Here is a 19265-nt window from a genome sequence, read left to right as displayed (position 1 = left end):
GACTCCAAATCCAAAAGACTCAAAACATGCGAGCATTCCTAACCTTATTCGCTTTACTGATTTTTTCTGCCTGCACCATGGAAGAGATAACATACGATTACGATTTACAGGGGCACCGCGGGGCTCGCGGACTTCTTCCGGAAAACACCATCCCCAGTTTTCTGAAAGCGATCGATTATAGAGTGGACACCATCGAGTTCGATCTCGTCGTCACAGGAGATAACCGGATTCTAATCTCCCATGAGCCCTGGTTCGATCACAACATCAGTACTAAACCAGATGGAACATCGGTAACCGAAGAAGAACAGATGGAGTTAAATATTTATGAAATGACGTATGAAGAAACGCGTGAATATGATGTTGGTAAACGCGGACATGCCGGATTCCCAGAGCAGGAACCGATGGAAGCAACAAAACCGCTGATGAGGGACGCTATAATTGCCATTGAACAGTACGTGGAGGAAAATGGACTTGAACCGGTTTATTACAATATCGAGACAAAAAGCCGTCCCGAATGGTATGGCGTTTACGGGCCTCAGCCTCAAGATTTTTCCCGTCTTCTTTATGACGAACTTGCGGAACTTGAAATCCTTGACCGGGTGATTATCCAGTCATTCGATCCGGCAACACTCATCGCTATGCGGGAGATCGATCCGGATGTAGTACAGGCGATGCTGGTGTATGAGGAAGATCAGACCATAGATCGGTATGTGGAGATCCTGGGGTATCAGCCCGAAATCTGGAGTCCGCATTATGAACTGGTAACCCCTGATCTGGTGGCCGAAGTTCATGAGAAGGGCATGACCATCATTCCGTGGACCATCAACGAAACCGAGGAGATGATTCGTCTGCTTGAACTGGGAGTGGATGGTATCATCACCGATTATCCGAATAGGGCGCCGTGAAACCGGGTATATACCTTACTTACAATTACACATCATTTTGTGAATAATTTGATGTAAATCAAATCAACAACCAAGAGACTTTCTATTTCTGATATTCTTTTAGTATTCTGGAAAAGCGTTTCCATCGATTATTCTACCCTGAATTTTAAGCTTTAAAACGTATCCATCATGAATCATCACAGCAAAAACAGTGCAGAGAAAGAGATTGTAATTGTTGCCGCTAAACGTACAGCGTGCGGTAAAGCGAATAAAGGGTCATTACGGTTTACGCGTCCCGACAGCCTGATGGGGGAGGTGATTAAAGATCTTCTGAACCACTCATCCGGGGTGGAGCCGCACATGATTGATGATGTGATTGTGGGATGTGCCTTCCCCGAAGGTTCGCAGGGGATGAATATGGCCCGGCAAAGTGCGCTTCTGGGCGGGCTGCCGGATTCTGTTCCCGGCATGACCGTCAACCGATTCTGCTCATCCGGACTCCAGACGATCGCGATGGCGGCTGAACGAATACTTGCCGGAGGGGCGGAGATTATTATCGCGGGAGGTGCAGAAAGTATGAGCCTGGTTCCAATGGGAGGACTCTCATTTCAACCGAATCCAAAACTTGCCGAAGATCGCCCAGAGGTGTACATCACCATGGGACTGACGGCTGAAAATGTTGCGGAAAAATATGATGTGAGCCGCAATGATCAGGATCAGTTTGCTTTGAAGAGTCACGAGAAAGCGGTAAATGCTTGGGAAAACGGATATTTTGATGAGCAGATCACACCGGTTGAGGTGGAGCATAAATATGTCACCGCTTCCGGTGAAATGGAGAATGACAGATTTACATTTAACAAAGACGAAGGCCCGCGAAAGGATTCCAGTTTTGAAGCGCTGAGCGGACTTCGGGCAGTGTTTAAGCAGGGCGGCACGGTTACGGCCGGTAACGCATCACAAATGAACGATGCGGCAGCTGGGGTGATGGTGATGACCCGCTCGAAAGCAAATGACCTTGGATTGAAGCCGATTGCAAAATACCATGGATTTTCCGTCGCAGGAGTGGCTCCCGAACTGATGGGAATCGGGCCGGTAGAAGCGATCCCGAAAGTGTTAAAACAGACCGGGTTGGATCTGGAAAATATCGACCTGATTGAACTGAATGAGGCATTTTCCGCCCAGGCTCTTGCGGTGATTCGTCAGGCCGATCTGAATCCCGATAAAGTAAATATCAACGGCGGTGCGATCGCGATGGGACATCCGCTCGGCTGCACAGGTGCGAAACTCACAACGCAGATCCTGCACGACCTCAAGCGTCTGGATAAACAATACGGTATGGTGACGATGTGCGTGGGCGGAGGCATGGGGGCAGCCGGAATTTTTGAGAGGATGTAGTATTGAATCGTTAAAAATCCCCCTCTTATGAGGCTGTGAGCAAAAACTTAATCAAAGATATCGGCCATTTATTTTTACCACGAAGACGCAAAGCCACGAGGGTACACGAAGTTTAAAAATCATTGAATCCACTTCGTGAATCTTCGAGCCCTCGTGGCTTCGTGGTGAATTTCACTAATTCTTATCAAGTGTTGATACATTATTTTTTTACAGCCACTCAAAAGGGGATTTTTCCACGCCCATTTAACAATTTTAAATCGCTTAAGCCACAAACTATGTTTAAAGAAGACACCCTGAAAAACGAAACCATACTTGTAACCGGCGGCGGAAGCGGACTCGGCCTGGCGATGGCGCATAAATTTGCTGAACTGGGAGCATCGGTTGCCATCTGCGGTCGAACAGAGGATAAACTTGAGAAGGCAGTTGAAGAGCTTCGTAAACATGGAACAGAAATCAGGTATTCCGTTGCGGATGTAAGAAATTATGAAAAGGTCGGTGATATGTTCGATGAACTCACCTCGGAATTGGGACAGATTACTGGCCTTGTGAACAATGCGGCCGGTAATTTTTTGAGTGCTTCTGAGGATTTGTCACCCGGCGGATTTAAAGCCGTGGTGGATATTGTTCTGCACGGAACGTTTAACTGTACGCACCATTTTGCAAACCGGCTGATTGAAGAAAAGAAGAAAGGAAATATTCTGAATATTGTAACAACCTATGCGGAAGATGCCGGGTCCGCATTTGTGCTTCCATCTGCATGTGCCAAAGCGGGCGTTCTTGCCATGACCCGGTCGCTCGCATTCGAATGGGCGGAATACGGGATTCGCGTCAACGCAATTGCACCGGGACCGTTTCCCACGGAGGGAGCCTGGACACGCCTGTTCCCGGATAAATCATTCGAAGAGAAATATCTCAGTAAAATTCCGGCGGGACGGTATGGGGATCAGGAAGAGCTGGCCCACCTGGCTGCTTTTTTGATGAGTAGTTTGGCTCCATACATCACCGGGGAATCGGTGACAATTGATGGAGGTGAAAAACTTTCAGCTGGTCAGTTTAACTTTATTGACTCGATGATGGACCGCCAGCAGTTAAAATCGATTTTCAAGAAGATGAAAGGTTGAGTTCAAATCAGGGGAAACCACAATGACACTAAGGTACACGAAGTGTATTAAGTAGATTTTTACCGCAGAGGCGCGAAGGCGCTAAGATATAACGGCTCCAAAGCACAACAGATGAACTGAATACTCTTCGTGTTTTCTTGTCCTTCGTAGTTATAATTCTATATTTTTTAAGGAAGCTCCGTACTGCCCATCAGCCATCGGTCGCATTCGCGTGCTGCCCCGCGTCTTTCGTGGTAAATCATTGTACGGCTGATACACATGATTAAAAGCTTAATCAAATAAATCAGCCTTATATTTTACCGCAGTGGCGCGAAAGCGCTAAGATATGACAGTTCCAAAGCACAACAGAGGAACTGAATACTCTTCGTGTTTTCTTGTCCTTCGTAGTTATAATGCGATATTTTTTAAGGAAGCTCCGTACTGCCCATCAGCCATCGGTCGCATTCGCGTGCTGCCCCGCGGCCTTCGTTGATGGCCCAGACAATCAGGCTTTGGCCCCGGCGCATATCACCGGCAGCAAAGACGCCTTCCACGTTCGTGTCGTAAGCACCGTGCTCAGCTTTAGCGTTGCTTCGATCATCCCGTTCAACCTTAAGTTGTTCAAGAACCGGGTTCTCAGGACCTAAAAATCCCATCGCCAGTAGCACAAGGTCGGCTTTCCAGACTTTATGGCTGCCTTCAACTTCAACAGGTTTCATTCTGCCGTTGTTGCCTGTTTCCCATTTTACCTGTACGGTATGCAGTTCTTTTACATTTCCGTTTCCATCTTCTACGAATTTTTTGGTCATCACTTCATATTCACGGGGATCATCACCGTACTTTTTGCGCGCCTCTTCCTGCCCGTAATCCAGTTTATATACATTGGGCCATTCGGGCCACGGATTCCCCTCGGATCGCTCATTTGGCGGCTTTGGTAAGATTTCGAATTGCGTAAGTGATTTGCACTCATGACGGAGTGAGGTGCTCACACAGTCGGTTCCCGTATCTCCGCCTCCGATGACAATAACGTGCTTATCTTTTGCAGAGATGAAGTTTTCATCTTCGTGATTGGAATCGAGCAGGCTTTTGGTATCAGCGTGCAGAAATTCCATGGCAAAATGAATGCCGTTTAGTTCCCGGCCTTCAATAGGTAGATCCCGTGGATTTGTTGCACCGCCGGCCAGAACCAGGGCGTCATGTTTCATTTGAAGTTCTGTAGCCGGTATATCTTTTCCAATCTCGGTATTCACGACAAACTCAATTCCTTCCTCTTTAAGAATATCTACTCTGCGCTGAACGACAGATTTGTCGAGTTTCATATTCGGGATTCCATACGTCAACAATCCCCCGATTCTGTCGGCACGCTCATAGACCGTTACTTTATGACCCGCTTTATTGAGCTGAGCAGCTGCAGCGAGTCCGGCCGGCCCGGAGCCTACAATTCCTACGGTTTTACCCGTCCTCTGATCCGGCGGATTAGGCACAACCCATCCCTCTTCAAAACCGCGATCGATGATGGCCTGTTCAATACTTTTTATGGCTACGGGTGGATCGGTAATCCCTAAAACACATGAGCTTTCGCACGGAGCAGGGCAGGCACGTCCAGTAAATTCAGGGAAGTTGTTGGTTTTATGTAATCTCTGAAGGGCTTCTTTCCATTTACCGCGATAGACAAGGTCGTTCCACTCGGGAATTAGATTGTAGATGGGGCATCCGAGTGATTTTCCTCCCCAATCGCCGCCGGTCTGACAAAACGGAATACCACAATCCATGCACCGCGCGCCCTGTTCACGGAGATCTTCCTCGGGCATTTTCAGGTTTAATTCTTCCCAGTCATTTATCCGTTCCGTAGGTTCTCGGTAAGGAGTTGTTTTTCGGTCGAACTCCATGAATCCGGTGGGTTTACCCATAATGTTAGTTGCTTAAAAGGTTACTGTAAAATAATGTTGTTAAATACTCCAAGTATGAGTGTCTGAAAATCAGGCTAAAAATCCCTCTTTTCTCATAGGAATCCCTGTTGGGAATGGGGGACACTCTTTAAAAAACTCATTACATGTTGCTTATACGGCTTTATTTTCGAGAAATGCATCCATAGCTGCTTTTTCGTCATCAGCCCCGTTTTTCTTTGCTTTGGCGATCGAGATCTGCATCTGTTCAAAATCTTTCGGCATCACTTTCACAAATTTATCTTGCAACATTTCCCACTTGGCTAATACTTTCCAGGCCAGGTGGCTGTCAGTATATTCACCGTGATTAAGAATCATCTTTTTCACGTTTTGAATTTCATCTTCGTCACTGAGCCGCTGCAGGCTGACCATCTCCTTATTGCAGTTTTTCTCAAACCGATCGTGCAGATCCAGGACATAGGCAATACCGCCGGACATCCCGGCTGCAAAATTACGTCCTGTTGAGCCGAGAACAACCACACGTCCGCCTGTCATATATTCGCATGCGTGATCACCCACGGCTTCAACCACGGCGTTCACACCGCTGTTTCTCACACAAAAACGTTCACCGGCCATTCCACGAATGTAGGCTTCACCGCTGGTAGCTCCGTAAAACGAGACATTCCCAAGAATGATGTTCTCTTCCGGTTTGAACCGTATACCCTCATCGGGGTATAGAATGAGTTTACCGCCTGAAAGTCCTTTTCCGAAATAGTCGTTTGCATCGCCCTGCAGTTCCAGCGTCATCCCTTTAGGAACAAACGCACCGAAACTCTGTCCGGCAGATCCATTGAAATTCAGGTGGATGGTATCTTCCGGAAGTCCGGCGGGGCCGTACCGTTTTGTCACTTCACAACCGATGATGGTTCCTGCCACACGGTTAATGTTTTGAATCGGAAGCCGGGCACGCACCGGTTTCTTTTTAGAGAGTGCCGGTTCGCAGATGTCCATCAGTGTCTGGATATCCATTGCGTTGTCCAGCCCGTGATCCTGCTCAATCAAACGCCGGATACCCACACCCTCGGGAGCATCAGGTTTGAACAGAACCGGCGAGAGATCAAGGTGTTTTCCTTTCCAGTGCGTGATTTCCCGCTGTTTTAGCTTATCAGACTGGCCGATCATCTCATCGATCGTGCGAAACCCAAGTTTAGCCATATATTCCCGAACATCCTGCGCGATGAATTTCATGAAATTCACTACATACTGAGGATCTCCTTTAAATTTGTGGCGCAAGTCAGGATTTTGCGTCGCAATACCAACCGGGCATGTATTTAAATGACAAACACGCATCATAATACAGCCCAGGGTAATCAGTGCGCTGGTACCAAATCCATACTCTTCAGCACCCAGGAGGGCGGCAACTACGATGTCACGTCCGGTTTTGATCTGGCCATCCGCCTCGAGGGTAACCCGGCTGCGGAGGTCATTTAAGACGAGGGTTTGGTGCGTTTCCGCCAGGCCAAGTTCCCACGGCAAACCGGCATGTTTGATACTGGTTTGGGGTGATGCGCCTGTACCGCCATCGTGACCGCTGATCAGAATTACATCCGCATGGCCTTTGGAAACCCCGGCTGCGATCGTCCCGACCCCGACCAAGGAGACCAGTTTCACGTTGATTCGCGCCCTGCGATTAGAGTTTTTCAGATCGTGAATCAGCTGAGCCAAATCTTCAATGGAGTAGATATCATGATGGGGCGGAGGGGAAATCAAACCAACCCCCGGAGTTGAATATCGGACCTTCGCTATCCACGGGTAGACTTTTCGGCCCGGCAGTTCCCCGCCTTCGCCCGGCTTGGCTCCCTGTGCCATTTTAATCTGGATTTCGGTGCCGCTGTTCAGGTACTCGCTCGTTACACCAAATCGTCCCGATGCCACCTGTTTGATGGAACTGTTTCGCGAATCGCCATTGGTATCAGGTACATAGCGTTCTGACTCTTCGCCACCCTCACCACTATTGCTTTTTCCACCGAGACGGTTCATCGCAATCGCAAGGGCTTCATGCGTTTCCCGGCTGATGGAGCCGTACGACATCGCCCCGGTTTTAAATCGCTTACAGATTGATTCAACAGATTCAACCTCATCGATCGAAATCGGCTCTTGTTCAAAATTGAAATCGATCAGGTGGCGAAGTGTAGGTGGGGGATCAAACTGATCATCAAGCCGTTTTGCATACTCTTTGTAGAGTTGATAATCATTTGTTTTGCTGGCAAACTGCAAAAGATGAACCGTTTCGGGGTTATACATGTGATATTCCCCCTTTTTCCGCCACTTGTACTGGCCGCCTTCATCGAGAACCTGACCATTCACCTGGGTTTCCGGATAGGCGTGATCGTGACGCATTTGAGCTTCTTTTGCGATAATGTCCAGGTCGATTCCTTCAATTCTGGAATCGGTCCAGGTGAAATATTTGTCGATCACTTTCTGGCTGATTCCAAGCGCCTCAAAAATTTGCGCAGCGCGGTACGATTTGATGGTTGAGATTCCCATCTTGGACATCACCTTCACAATACCTTTCACAACCGCTTTGTTGTACCCCTTCACGGCTTTCTCAAACGAAATATCTTCAAGCAGTTCTTCCCGGATCAGGTCGTGAATACTTTCGTATGCCATATAGGGGTTCACCGCATCCACACCATATCCGAGCAGGGTACAGAAGTGGTGGGTTTCCCTTGGCTCGCCCGATTCGAGTACAATGCTGATTTCGGTGCGCTGGCCGGTACGTATCAGGTGATGGTGAAGCCCGGAAACGGCAAGAAGAGCGGGAATTGGAACCTGTTTGTCATCAAAATCCCGGTCACTCAATATCAGAATATTGGCGCCCTGTTCGATGGCTGCATCGGCTGCGGAAAACAGGTTATCCATCGCCTTTTCAAGACCGTTACCACCGCTGCCAGCTTTAAAGAGAATTGGCAGTACAGTTGTTTGAAACCCTGACAGATCAATATTTTTGAGTGTGTCGATCTCCTCATTTGTCAGCACCGGAGTTTCCAGCTCAATCTGGCGGCAGCTTTGTGGAGTTGGGTTTAAGATATTCCCCTGCGATCCTAAAAGAGTTTCAGTAGATGTAATCAACTCCTCCCGTATCGGGTCGATCGGAGGGTTCGTGACCTGCGCAAAAAGTTGTTTAAAGTAGTTATAGAGCAACTGAGGCTGGTTTGACAGTACGGCGATCGGGGCGTCATTCCCCATCGAACCGACCGGCTGCAGCATATTTTCTGCCATCGGACCCACATTGATCTTGAGATCTTCGTACGTATAGCCGAAAACTTTTTGCCGGTGCAGAACTTGCTCATGATTCACTTCCGGCGCTTTTGGATCCGGATCTTTAACAATGGTATCGAACTTCACCAGGTTTTCATCAAGCCACTTTCTGTAAGGTTGTTCAGTGGCGATCTTCTGTTTAATCTCCTCGTCACTAATGATTCGTCCCTGTTCCGTATCGATGAGGAGCATTCGTCCGGGCTGAAGCCGCTCTTTTTGCACAATGTCTTCGGGGGGGAAACTAAGGACTCCAACCTCTGATGCAAGAACAACGGTATCATCCTGGGTGACATAATATCGTGATGGCCTCAGTCCGTTTCGATCGAGTGTAGCACCCACAACCTTTCCGTCCGTAAATGCGATGGATGCGGGTCCGTCCCACGGCTCCATCAGGCAGCTGTGATATTCGTAGAAAGCGCTCAGATCGTCATCCATATCCTCGTGCTTCTCCCACGGTTCGGGGATCATCATCATCATGGCGTGGGGGAGGGACCGGCCGCTTAAGTACAAGAATTCAAGGCAGTTATCAAACCGCTCCGAATCACTCCCGCCTTCCTGCACGATGGGGAAGAGTTTCTCGAGCTCATCTCCGAAAAGTTCGGTTTCGAGGCGGGCCTGACGTGCGTGCATCCAGTTTTGGTTACCGCGCATCGTATTAATTTCGCCATTGTGAATCACATACCGATAGGGGTGTGCAAGTTCCCAGCTTGGAAACGTGTTGGTACTAAACCGGGAGTGGACCAGCGCGAGCGCGGTTTCCATGGTAGGTTCCCGCAGATCAGGGTAATATCCCTCGAGCTGCTTGGTCGTAAGCATCCCTTTATAAATAATCGTTCGGGAGGAGAGGCTTGCGATATAAAAAATCTCTTTTTCATTGATGAAATATTCAGTTTCGTCAATCTCTTTGGTAATTCTTCGACGAAGAATATACAGGCTGCGTTCAAAATCGAGATCCGTTGTATATTGTTCACCTCTTTTGATGAAAACCTGACGCACGCCGGGTTCATTGGCCCGGGCAGATTTCCCCAATTTGGAGTTATCGGTGGCAACTTTTCGCCAGCCGAGAATTTCATGACCTTCCTCTTTGATGATCTTTTCCATCAATCGTTCGCATTTGAGACGATCATCCCGTTCACCCGGCAGAAATACCATTCCTACACCATAATCCCCGGATTCAGGGAGTTCAATACCTAAACCCTGGCAGGATTGTTTGAGGAACTTGTGCGGGATTTGCAGTAAAATTCCTGCCCCGTCACCGCTGTTCGGCTCACTGCCGGTAGCACCACGGTGATCAAGATTGCTGAGAACCGTGATGGCTTGTCTGACAATCTTGTTAGACTTTTCGCCTTTCATGTTAACGACAAATCCCATACCACACGCATCGTGTTCGTGTACGGGATTGTAGAGACCTTGTTTTCCTGGAGCTTTACGTAAAGTCATCGATAGAAGAATATGTGCTTAAAAAAAATTAAATATAGCTTGGTATGGTAGATATCGGAGAAGCGTCACTGGTAAAAAAAACCTAAGTAAACAGTTTCCGCAAGCCATTAAAAAAGAGCTGTTTTTGTTAACAGATCTTCAAACGGAAATTATTTTTAGCATGAAGAATCGATCGAAACCGATTTTCATCCCGATCAGAAACAATACGTTACAATAAAATTTATATAAACTAAAATTTGTGTAGCTACTCCTTAAACGTCCAAAAGATGTCATTTGATTGCGATAGAGTTTTTATAAAAAAATTACTGCCTGATTATAGAAAAGCGCTTTTGAACGAACTAAAGATTGTGCCTTTAAGACACGGTTTTAGCGATTTTCTGCAGGGATTAAAAAAGTATCTTTAAAAAATGTAACAGAGAATTGAGAGATTTTGTGAGCGAGAGATCAATCCGGGCATCAAGGATTATAGTGATTAAAAGTGACAAGATGAGGCCCTCGTTATAATAAACCTATTCGTGTTACAGTCAGTTTTATGGTGGGATGGGTTTTGTAATGAGATGTTGGGAAGTGATCCGTAATTCAAAGATCCGGGACACACCCCTGATTCTCGAAAGACCACGGAGTCGGCGTGGCTTTCTCAAATCTGTCCCCTCTCGAGAGGGGATTAATTTAACCTCATCTATTTTCTAATTTAGGAAAAACTGTAAGGCAACACTGATTATTGGCTCATACTCATAGACAATGAATTAAATGAGCAAAACATGAAACGACCTATCATTCCTTATAACCCAAGATTGAAACAACGAGCCAGGGAGTTGCGAAATAACAGCACATTGAGTGAGGTTATACTCTGGAATCACCTGAAAGGAAAACAGATGTTGGGCTTTGATTTCCATCGTCAGCGGCCGGTCGGTAACTATTTAGTCGATTTCATCTGCAGTGAACTCTACCTGGTGATTGAGCTGGATGGGTATACGCATTTGCTTGATGAACAAGGTGAGAGAGACGAGCTCCGTGAGAAACAGCTTAAAGCGTTTGGACTCCATACCATCCGGTTCTGGGATGAGGAGGTGTATAATGAGATTGACAATGTACTCAGGGTTATAGAAGCCACGGTTATCAAGCAGAAAAAACAATTAGGACTCTAAAATCCCCTCTTTGAGAGGGGAAATGCACATCAAAAAGCGCGAAGTGCGATTTTGATGGCGAGGGGTGTGTGGATGGGGTAGGTGCTGGGAAAGTGTTTTGAGATTCTTTCAAAGCTCCGGGGACACACCCCTGATTTTCGAAAGGTTCGCTTCGCTCACTTTCTAAAATCTGTCCCCTCTCAAGAGGGGATTTGTAGATGCCTCAAGAAGATTTTTTTGCCCCTATAAAAACTAAGGTCACTAATAATCCCCTCTTTGAGAGGGTTCCTTTTTTTACCCGCGTAAGCGAAAATGGATCTGAAAACTGCGGCACGCAGATTTTCAGGCCGAGGGGTGTGTTGAGTGGGGCAGTTAGTTGAAAAACGATCCGTAATTCCTTCAAAGCTCCGGATCATACCCCTGATTTTCGATTTCCAATTTTCGATCTTGTTTCCTGCACCCTGCACCCTGCACCCTGCACCCTGCACCCTGCACCCTGCACCCTGCACCCTGCACCCTGCACCCTGCTAAAAAACTTTCCCCGGGGTGACAGATATTGTCACCGCTCACCATTATCTTGGCGGGTGTGTGTAACCGTTCATCTTATCAGAAACCGGATATGAAAATTCTTGCAAGCGCAGATCTTCACCTTGGAAAGCAGTCGTCAAATGTGTCAAAATCGCTGAGTGAAAGTTCCGTGAAGTTTACGTGGGAGCGGATTGTGGCATATGCCGTCGAGGAGCAGGTGGATGCATTGCTGCTGGCTGGTGATGTGGTGGATCGCGATAACCGGTTTTTTGAGGCGATCGGGCCGCTCCAGCAGGGGTTTGATACGCTGGATAATGCAGGAATTTCCGTGGTGATGGTATCGGGTAATCACGATTTTGATGTCCTGCCGGATATCATTCGGAACCGGGAGTATAATCACGTTCATCTGCTGGGTGAAAAAGGAGAGTGGGAAGCCAAAATGATCGAAACCCGGTCGGGTAAACTGCAGGTTCTGGGATGGTCATTTCCGAAGCAACATATCATGGAGGATCCGCTGCTGCAGCTCTCGATTCAAAATCTGGACCTTGACCCAAATCTTCCCACCGTTGGACTGCTGCATGGAGATCTGTACGACCGGAAAAGTCATTATGCACCCACAGATTTTACCGGGTTCCCGGCCGGAGTTCCGCATGCGTGGGTGATCGGCCACATCCATAAGCCGGATATTGTCCGGGCCCACGATCCGCTGGTTCTCTATCCCGGATCACCCCAGGCATTGAGTGCCAAAGAGCCGGGAATTCACGGTGCCAGCCTGCTTTCTTTCGATGGCAGAACGGTGAGGTCTGAACAGGTTCCGCTTTCCCCGGTGCGTTACGAGCCGCTTTCGGTGGATGTGACCGGCATTGAACATCAAACCGATTTCCGTAACCTTGTACTGGAGCAGATGAGAAATTATGTTCTGGCAAATGTGATGAAGCTTGAGAATGTATCACACATGATTTGTGATATTATGCTGACCGGCCGGCATCCAAGTGTGACCGATCTGGATAAATGGTCTCAGTTTGCTGATGAGCTGGAGCAGCAGGTGGAAGCGGAGACAGTGGTGAGTGTCCGCAAAATGATAAACCTGGCTGAACCGGTTGTTGATAACCTGGAAGAGCTGGCAAAACAACCCACGCCGCCCGGCATGATCGCAAAACTGATTTTAGACCTTGAATCGGGAGACTCAACTGAGTTTTCAGAGGAACTGATGATGGATCTGAAGGATCAGATCAGCAGTGCAAACCGTTCCGGCACCTACCAGCCGCTTTCCCGATTCGATGAACAGATCCCCGATTCTGATGAATCTGCCCGTGATATTTTACTCAAAGAGAGTCGTCAGCTCCTGGGAGAACTTCTTTCACAAAAGGAAAATGCATAACCCATGAATAACTCATCCAAAAAGCCGCTGCGAATCAAAGACCTTACGATTGGGACAATGCCCGGTTTCCCTTCAGGGATGAAACCTTTTGAAGATTTTTCGGACGGGATCAACATTATTGCCGGTCCGAATGCATCGGGGAAGAGCACGACTGCGAACGCAATCCAAAAGCTGATCTGGCAGAACGATACCAGCCGGATTAAACTAAGTGGCCACGCCGAGATGAATGGCGATCCCTGGACGCTTCGCGTTGATTCTGGTCACAAGCTGGTTCAGCGGAACGGGGTAGATGATGAGATTACCGGGGTGCCTGCGGCTGAGGAGCAGAACCGATATATGCTGGCACTTCATAAGCTACTGACGGCGGACGGAAAAGAGCTGGCGAAACAGATTATCCGGGAATCGGTGGGGGGATACGATCCGGAAAAAGCTGCGGAGAATTTGGAGTACAGTTCAAATATAAGTCCAAAGAATACTCGTGTTTTCAAAAGTTTTGATGATGCTGAGAAAGCAGTGCGAAAGAGCCAGCAGGCACAAAAAGAGATCAAAGAGGAAGAAGAAAAACTTACTGACCTGTACCTGAAGCGGGAGAAGGCGGAACAATCTCTTCGAAGGGCTGAATTTTATGAGCTGACCGTTGAGAAGATGAAGGCGGAGCAATCTTTTGAAGAACTTCGGGATCAAAAAGAGAGACTCCCGTCCGTGCTGGAAAATGCACACGGCGAAGAGCTGTCGAGAGTTGAAGGCATTGAATCGGAAATTTCGGATGCAGAGGAAAAAATCCGGTCAGCTAATCGTGTGATCAGTGATTGCCGGGACCGGCTCGGTAAACTGACCATCCCGGAATCAGGCGTGTCTGAAAAAGATCTGGATGAACTGGAGAATCGTGTCAAGCGAATCGGGGAGCTTGAAAAGGAGATTGCCAGTCTGGAAAAGGATCAGAAATCCCTTGAGAAAAAGCGGTCGGAAGCACTGAAACGAATTGGGGAAGATGCAGATCCTGAAAAGCTGCGGAAACTGGACTTGCAGGATGTTGGTGATCTGGATCGATTTCTTGAGGAAGCTCACCGGGTTGCAAGTGATAAGCGGGTGCTGGAACAGGAGAATAGCGAGTTTGAGAAGGAGAAGAGCGGTGAATTGGACGATCCTGAAGCGATCCGGGATGGAATCGGGGCGCTGGGCAATTGGCTGAAGGAAGTTCCGACCGGCCGATCGTTTCCATCGTGGGTGATTTTGTCGATCGTGGTTCTGGCGGTTCTGTCCGCTGTGGCCGGGTTCTTTATCCCGGAAGTTGGATTGGTCGGGCTGATTGCGATTTTACTGTTTTCAGTTTACGGATGGATGCAGCTTCGAAACAAGGGCGATAATCAAACCGAACGAGTGCGGGTCGGAGATTTTCAAAATACGGGACTGAATCCGCCTGCGGCATGGAATCCGGAGGAGGTCCGAACGCGGCTGGATGAACTGATATCGGAACTGCGGGATGCCCGGTGGCAGGAGCGAATCGCCGGGAAGCTGGAGAACAGCCGGTCAAGGCTGAATGAGCTGCAAAGCCGGATGGAAACTGTGGAAAAAAGAGGAGGTGAACTGAAAGAGCGTCTCTCAGTTATTCCCGAACTGCCATTTGAGGAGCCAGCTGGGTATAGTCAGCTTGCGTGGTATGTCACAGCTGTACAGAACTGGCAGACGGCGGATGCAGATCTAAAGGCGCTTGTTGAGGCGGGGACTGAGAAGAGAGATCAATACGGTGAGGAGATAGAGAAGGCGACGACCCTGATTAAACCGTATTCAGACCCTTCGATTGAAGATTCGGCGGAAGCGGATGCGGTTTTCAAAAATCTGAAAAAACAGGAAGAGAAGCGGAGCAGGGCAGTCGAAGAGATCGGGCGGCAGAAAACGGCCATTGAAACAGAGCAAGAACTGATCGACCGGAAGAAGCAGGATTTGAAAGCGATCTATAACAAGTTTGAGATTCCGGCCGGTGAGAAAGATCAGCTTCGGAAGCTGGTGGATCAGGTCGGTGAATACGATGAGATTGTGAATGATTACCAGGTTGCGGAGAGGGAGTATCAAAAAAAGCTGCGTTCACTCGTGGAGCACTCGCTATACGAAGAGGAACAGGATCGGCTGGCGAAGGTCACGGCTGATCAGGCCGAAGCCTATCGAAAAGAATTGCTGGAAGAAGGGGACAAAGTGGAGAATCTGCGGGAGGAGATCGCCCGAATTGAAGCACGGGTGGAGAACGTGAAATCGGGAAATTCGCTCGAAAGAGCACTTGCGGAACGGGATGAGGCAGTGGAGGGATTGAAGAACCTCTACGAGCAGAATCTGTCCAAACTGACCGGCCGGCTGCTGGTGGACAAGGTGAAAGAGCGAATGCGGGAGCAGAATCGTCCAAAGGTGTTTAAGGAGGCGAACCGGCTGTTCAACCGCATCACCAAAGGGCGGTATGAGTTGCGGATTGAGGAGAATGATGAGTCGGTGTTCCGCGCTTATGATACTGTAGACAAGGAGGGGCGCAGCCTGGATGAACTCTCCTCCGGTACGCGGATTCAGCTCCTGATGGCGGTCAGGCTGGCGTTTGTGGAGACGCAGGAGACTTCTATCAAGCTGCCGATCCTGGCGGATGAACTGCTGGCCAATAGTGATGACATCCGTGCAGAGGCGATCATCGAGGCGCTGACCGAAATCAGCCGTGACGGGCGACAGGTGTTCTATTTTACTGCCCAGGGTGATGAGGTGGCTAAGTGGGAGAATTATTTGAATCAAAACGGGATGAATGACCACAAGGTGTTTTACCTGACCGGGGAGAGGTCCGGTGCCACGTATAAAACCACTCAACCCGACTGGCAGCCAATCAGCCTTCTGCAGGATATACCCGGGCCAGGTTCATTGAGTTACAATGCGTACGGAGAAAAACTAAATGTACCGCCCTTCAATCCGCTGACGGACGAACCGGAACAGCTCCATCTCTGGTATTTGATGGACGATCCGGATTTACTTTATAACACGCTTTCATCCGGAATTAACTATTGGGGAGCCCTTAAAAACTACCTGAAAGAGGGCGGTATAATTGAAGGGTTAGATGAGCAAGAGATCAGGAAAATGGAGGAGAAAGCAGAACTTCTGGATCGTTATCTGAAACTCTATCGACAGGGACGGCCGCGGCCGATTGACCGGGGGGTGCTGGAAGAATCGGGAGCGGTATCGGACAGCTTTATCGATGCGGTATCAGAGAAGCTGGAAGAGCTGAACAGTGACCCGGCAAAATTGCTCGAAGCCCTGAGAAATGGTGAGATTTCGGGGTTCAGGACAAATAAAATGGATGAACTGGAGAACTATTTGTTGGAGCAGGGATATCTTGATACAAGAGAACCGCTACAAAGAGAGATGATCGAAAATGCGTTGAACGCGTTGATTTCGAATCTGTCGATATCCCGTAAGGAAGCCGATATATTTTTGAGGCGGTTCATCGGATAAGAAAGGTGAAGTTTATTCAACTCTTTAACCGGTAAGGCAAGAAGCCCGGAAGATTATCCTGAAGAATTTGACGTGAATAAATCAATAGCGAATCGATTGGCATAAATGGTCGAAGCCGTGGTTTTCCTTTCGTCCCGAATTACCGGGCATCAAGTTCAAAGGGTATAATCTCAGTTTCGTTTTTGATCACGAAACACCCCTAACCACGGTTTCGATTTATCACCTCTCCCAATTCGTCGTAAATCTTTACCGGTATAAATAAAATAGAACCGGAGCACAGTCCATAGGGTGTTCAGTTATGAAGCCTAAGGAATGCCGGCGGACGTTTTTCCCGGCAAATATATATCAGTACCGTAGTATCGATATCTACATGTGCTCTAAATTCTTTTATTCAGATTGTCAATAAACTCTCTGGGGTAAATATATTTTATTTATAAAATTAAACTGTAGGTATTTATTTAAAGCAACTGTAAGAAAATCTCGAATCAGTAAGTGAGGGTTAAAGTCGATATTAACCACTGGGCTGAAATGGAATATGATCTTATGAATAATATTGGTATTACATGCTCTGAATAGTGTTCAGGATCCTTTTAACCTGGTCCCAGTTGGTATAAACGAAATCTTTTGAAGTATCCATATCGCCACCGGCTCGTTTTGTGATCATCCTCATTAGAAAGCGTTTCAGAAAATTGTACTGAGTGTAAAGCAGTGCTCCGGCGACCTGTTCAATATGTGCGGGTTGCCAGCCGGTTACAGTTAGAAATTCCTTTGTCTGTTGTCGTAGCTCTTTCCATGATTCAGGTTCATCAGCGGCAGCGGTTAGACTCACGGATAGAAAAAGGCTCTTTTTTTCGTTTAGCAGCTTGTGGTGTTTCTGAACGTAATGCTGCAGTGCGTTTTGATACTTTCCTAAATGAACCGATCCTGCAATAATCACGGTGTCGAAATCATCTGAGGATGGTTGATTTATAGTCAAATCGTCTAGCTTTACGGTATACCCTATTTTTTCAGCTTCATGACGTAGGAATTCACAAATCGTGCGGGTGTGTCCTTCTGTAGTAGCATATAGAATCAACAGTTTCATAATCTGCACTTTAATCTATATTCCGCTTTATCCAGTTTTTATATGTTATCAAATAGATTATGCAGCTTAACCATTTGGATCTCAGGCTAATATCAAGTCCGTATTTACAGAAACTCAACGTAAAATGATGGAAATTGGCGAATCAGAGTGATAAAAATCGATTCAACTTTGCAGGAACAGTTTTAGGTTAGTGTTGCACAAGATCGGAAGTTAATTCCGTTACCCGTTCAATGTCTGCGAGTAGAAATAGCTCGTCATTTATCACATCTGTTTGACAAGTTAATACTTTAAAATACTCTCCCGGCCGGAATGGGATTTGATCAGCCGGAATCCACTCATCCCTAGAATTACAACCTATTGCCCCACCTTCATTCTCCCATTGTTCCCGCAAATAGTGGTATGCTATCGTATTTTTAGGAACATCCAATTTAACTTTAATATGTATATTTTTTGAGTCCATAGCAGTTCCATTTACTTAATCTGTATGTAAGATAAACGGTTTATACAGATTCATAGTGGGATCTGTTTGAGACTTTACATAAAGGAATCACTACTGTTGATTCAAGAACTTCAATACGAAAATAATTTGTGAGACTCCCAAATCATGAAAATCCGTATAAGTATTGAATGCGATTGATTACGTCTAATGTCGAACAGCGTTACAGCATGCAGTGAGGGTTCTAATGAACGTGAAATATAAAATATCCTATAAAAATATGATTTTGGAGTGTCAATGAGTGATTGAGTAGATAATTCTATCGTTTTTCATTCCAGGAGGGAAATTGAGATTGGGTGCGAGCGGGCGAACCATTTGCAGTGAGGTAAAAACTCAGATTCAGAAAATTAACATGGTAAGAGGAGTATATGTTATATTAGTATTTGATACTCCTGCTAAATGATTACAGTCGGTGGACTCAGTATGTTATTCCGGATTATAAAATGATCGGCAATAAAATATGATTGAATTTTCAATTTTACCAGCAGCATTTGTACCGGTCTTTATATTCTTTGCAAGGATAATTGATGTCAGTATTGGCACCATCCGAATAATGTTTGTAGCTAAGGGGTACAAACTTGAATCTGCACTTCTGGGCTTTATTGAGATATTGATCTGGATTATTGTGATCGCACAGATCTTTCAGAATCTGGATAACTGGCTGAATTACGTCGCCTATGCGGGAGGTTTTGCTTCGGGTGTTTATATCGGAATGTTCATTGAAGAGCGGATGAAAAAGGGTGTCCAGCTGTTCAGAATTATTCCTTTAAAGGATTCAGAAGTTCTTTTCGAAAAACTGAAAGAGTCAGGTTTCAGAGTGGTGGCTGTTGATGGTGTTGGGAGATCGGGACCGGTTAAAATAATTTTTACAATAGCTAAACGAAGTCGCTGGCAGGAACTGGCCGGTTTGATCGCATTACATGCCCCTGATTCATTCTATTCGGCAGAGGATGTACGATTTACATCCGAACTGGAAGAGAACCCTGTTATTAAGCAGGATATGGTGACCAGAATGCTCAAGCTTAAAAAGGGTATTTAACAAAGAGCGAAACTATGATCACATATGGAATGATAAGATAGTAATCATGGTCCGGTACAAAGGATGATTCTTTAGTTATTGGTGAGTACACTTGCTACTGTAAA

The 19265-nt window shown here is 47.0% G+C and carries 12 protein-coding genes and 1 riboswitch; of the genes, 7 read left to right on the top strand and 5 right to left on the bottom strand.

Annotation, left to right across the window (positions count from 1 at the left end):
- Positions 1-26 precede the first annotated feature (26 nt).
- From DYD21_RS08265 to DYD21_RS08255, 3 genes are all read left to right on the top strand, one after another.
- Positions 27-905 carry a glycerophosphodiester phosphodiesterase family protein gene (locus DYD21_RS08265; RefSeq protein ID WP_116035147.1) on the top strand — a complete coding sequence of 293 codons (879 nt, stop codon included), beginning with the start codon at positions 27-29 and terminating at the stop codon, positions 903-905.
- A gap of 168 nt (positions 906-1073) precedes the next feature.
- On the top strand, positions 1074-2279 hold the full coding sequence (locus tag DYD21_RS08260) for an acetyl-CoA C-acyltransferase (protein WP_116035146.1): 1206 nt from the start codon (positions 1074-1076) through the stop codon (positions 2277-2279).
- Positions 2280-2554: 275 nt separating this feature from the next.
- Positions 2555-3400, top strand: a complete 846-nt coding sequence (locus tag DYD21_RS08255; protein ID WP_116035144.1) for an SDR family oxidoreductase — start codon at positions 2555-2557, stop codon at positions 3398-3400.
- Between the two features lie 404 nt (positions 3401-3804).
- Here the strand turns inward: DYD21_RS08255 and DYD21_RS08250 are convergent, their stop codons facing one another.
- Complete coding sequence (locus tag DYD21_RS08250; protein ID WP_116035142.1) at positions 3805-5289, bottom strand: glutamate synthase subunit beta; 1485 nt, start codon at positions 5287-5289, stop codon at positions 3805-3807.
- A gap of 150 nt (positions 5290-5439) precedes the next feature.
- Positions 5440-10026 (bottom strand): glutamate synthase large subunit, encoded by a 4587-nt coding sequence (gene gltB, locus DYD21_RS08245; RefSeq protein ID WP_116035139.1) that lies wholly within the window; start codon positions 10024-10026, stop codon positions 5440-5442.
- A 761-nt stretch (positions 10027-10787) separates the two neighbouring features.
- Here gltB and DYD21_RS08240 point away from each other — a divergent pair.
- On the top strand, positions 10788-11174 hold the full coding sequence (locus tag DYD21_RS08240; protein ID WP_116035137.1) for an endonuclease domain-containing protein: 387 nt from the start codon (positions 10788-10790) through the stop codon (positions 11172-11174).
- Positions 11175-11552: 378 nt separating this feature from the next.
- On the opposite strand, the gene DYD21_RS21000 is transcribed toward DYD21_RS08240, so the two are convergent.
- Positions 11553-11726, bottom strand: coding sequence for a hypothetical protein (locus DYD21_RS21000; protein ID WP_158551459.1), 174 nt, complete (start codon positions 11724-11726; stop codon positions 11553-11555).
- Positions 11727-11772: 46 nt separating this feature from the next.
- Here DYD21_RS21000 and DYD21_RS08235 point away from each other — a divergent pair, with 46 nt between their 5' ends.
- Entirely contained in the window at positions 11773-13062 is a 1290-nt protein-coding gene (locus DYD21_RS08235; RefSeq protein WP_116035134.1) for a DNA repair exonuclease, read from the top strand.
- 3 nt (positions 13063-13065) lie between these two features.
- Positions 13066-16542 carry an ATP-binding protein gene (locus DYD21_RS08230; protein WP_116035131.1) on the top strand — a complete coding sequence of 1159 codons (3477 nt, stop codon included), beginning with the start codon at positions 13066-13068 and terminating at the stop codon, positions 16540-16542.
- Positions 16543-16648: 106 nt separating this feature from the next.
- Positions 16649-16753: riboswitch (TPP riboswitch) on the bottom strand.
- A 348-nt stretch (positions 16754-17101) separates the two neighbouring features.
- Here DYD21_RS08230 and hemG read toward each other — a convergent pair.
- Positions 17102-17626 (bottom strand): menaquinone-dependent protoporphyrinogen IX dehydrogenase, encoded by a 525-nt coding sequence (gene hemG, locus DYD21_RS08225; RefSeq protein ID WP_116035128.1) that lies wholly within the window; start codon positions 17624-17626, stop codon positions 17102-17104.
- A gap of 187 nt (positions 17627-17813) precedes the next feature.
- Positions 17814-18086, bottom strand: coding sequence for a hypothetical protein (locus DYD21_RS08220; protein ID WP_116035126.1), 273 nt, complete (start codon positions 18084-18086; stop codon positions 17814-17816).
- Positions 18087-18582: 496 nt separating this feature from the next.
- Here DYD21_RS08220 and DYD21_RS08215 point away from each other — a divergent pair, with 496 nt between their 5' ends.
- Positions 18583-19161: a DUF2179 domain-containing protein gene (locus DYD21_RS08215; RefSeq protein WP_116035123.1), complete on the top strand. Its 579-nt coding sequence runs from the start codon at positions 18583-18585 to the stop codon at positions 19159-19161.
- Positions 19162-19265: the final 104 nt, after the last annotated feature.

Origin of the sequence: Rhodohalobacter sp. SW132 (assembly GCF_003390325.1) — a bacterium.
Lineage (GTDB): Bacteria > Bacteroidota > Rhodothermia > Balneolales > Balneolaceae > SW132.
The sequence above is the reverse complement of the archived record's forward strand: the minus strand, read 5'-3'. Positions and strand labels throughout refer to the sequence as shown.

Coding starts and splice junctions, on each gene's coding strand:
- DYD21_RS08265 (WP_116035147.1), top strand. CDS start 27: ATGCGAGCATTCCTAACCTTATTCGCTTTACTGATTTTTTCTGCCTGC.
- DYD21_RS08260 (WP_116035146.1), top strand. CDS start 1,074: ATGAATCATCACAGCAAAAACAGTGCAGAGAAAGAGATTGTAATTGTT.
- DYD21_RS08255 (WP_116035144.1), top strand. CDS start 2,555: ATGTTTAAAGAAGACACCCTGAAAAACGAAACCATACTTGTAACCGGC.
- DYD21_RS08250 (WP_116035142.1), bottom strand. CDS start 5,289: ATGGGTAAACCCACCGGATTCATGGAGTTCGACCGAAAAACAACTCCT.
- gltB (WP_116035139.1), bottom strand. CDS start 10,026: ATGACTTTACGTAAAGCTCCAGGAAAACAAGGTCTCTACAATCCCGTA.
- DYD21_RS08240 (WP_116035137.1), top strand. CDS start 10,788: ATGAAACGACCTATCATTCCTTATAACCCAAGATTGAAACAACGAGCC.
- DYD21_RS21000 (WP_158551459.1), bottom strand. CDS start 11,726: ATGGTGAGCGGTGACAATATCTGTCACCCCGGGGAAAGTTTTTTAGCA.
- DYD21_RS08235 (WP_116035134.1), top strand. CDS start 11,773: ATGAAAATTCTTGCAAGCGCAGATCTTCACCTTGGAAAGCAGTCGTCA.
- DYD21_RS08230 (WP_116035131.1), top strand. CDS start 13,066: ATGAATAACTCATCCAAAAAGCCGCTGCGAATCAAAGACCTTACGATT.
- hemG (WP_116035128.1), bottom strand. CDS start 17,626: ATGAAACTGTTGATTCTATATGCTACTACAGAAGGACACACCCGCACG.
- DYD21_RS08220 (WP_116035126.1), bottom strand. CDS start 18,086: ATGGACTCAAAAAATATACATATTAAAGTTAAATTGGATGTTCCTAAA.
- DYD21_RS08215 (WP_116035123.1), top strand. CDS start 18,583: ATGATTGAATTTTCAATTTTACCAGCAGCATTTGTACCGGTCTTTATA.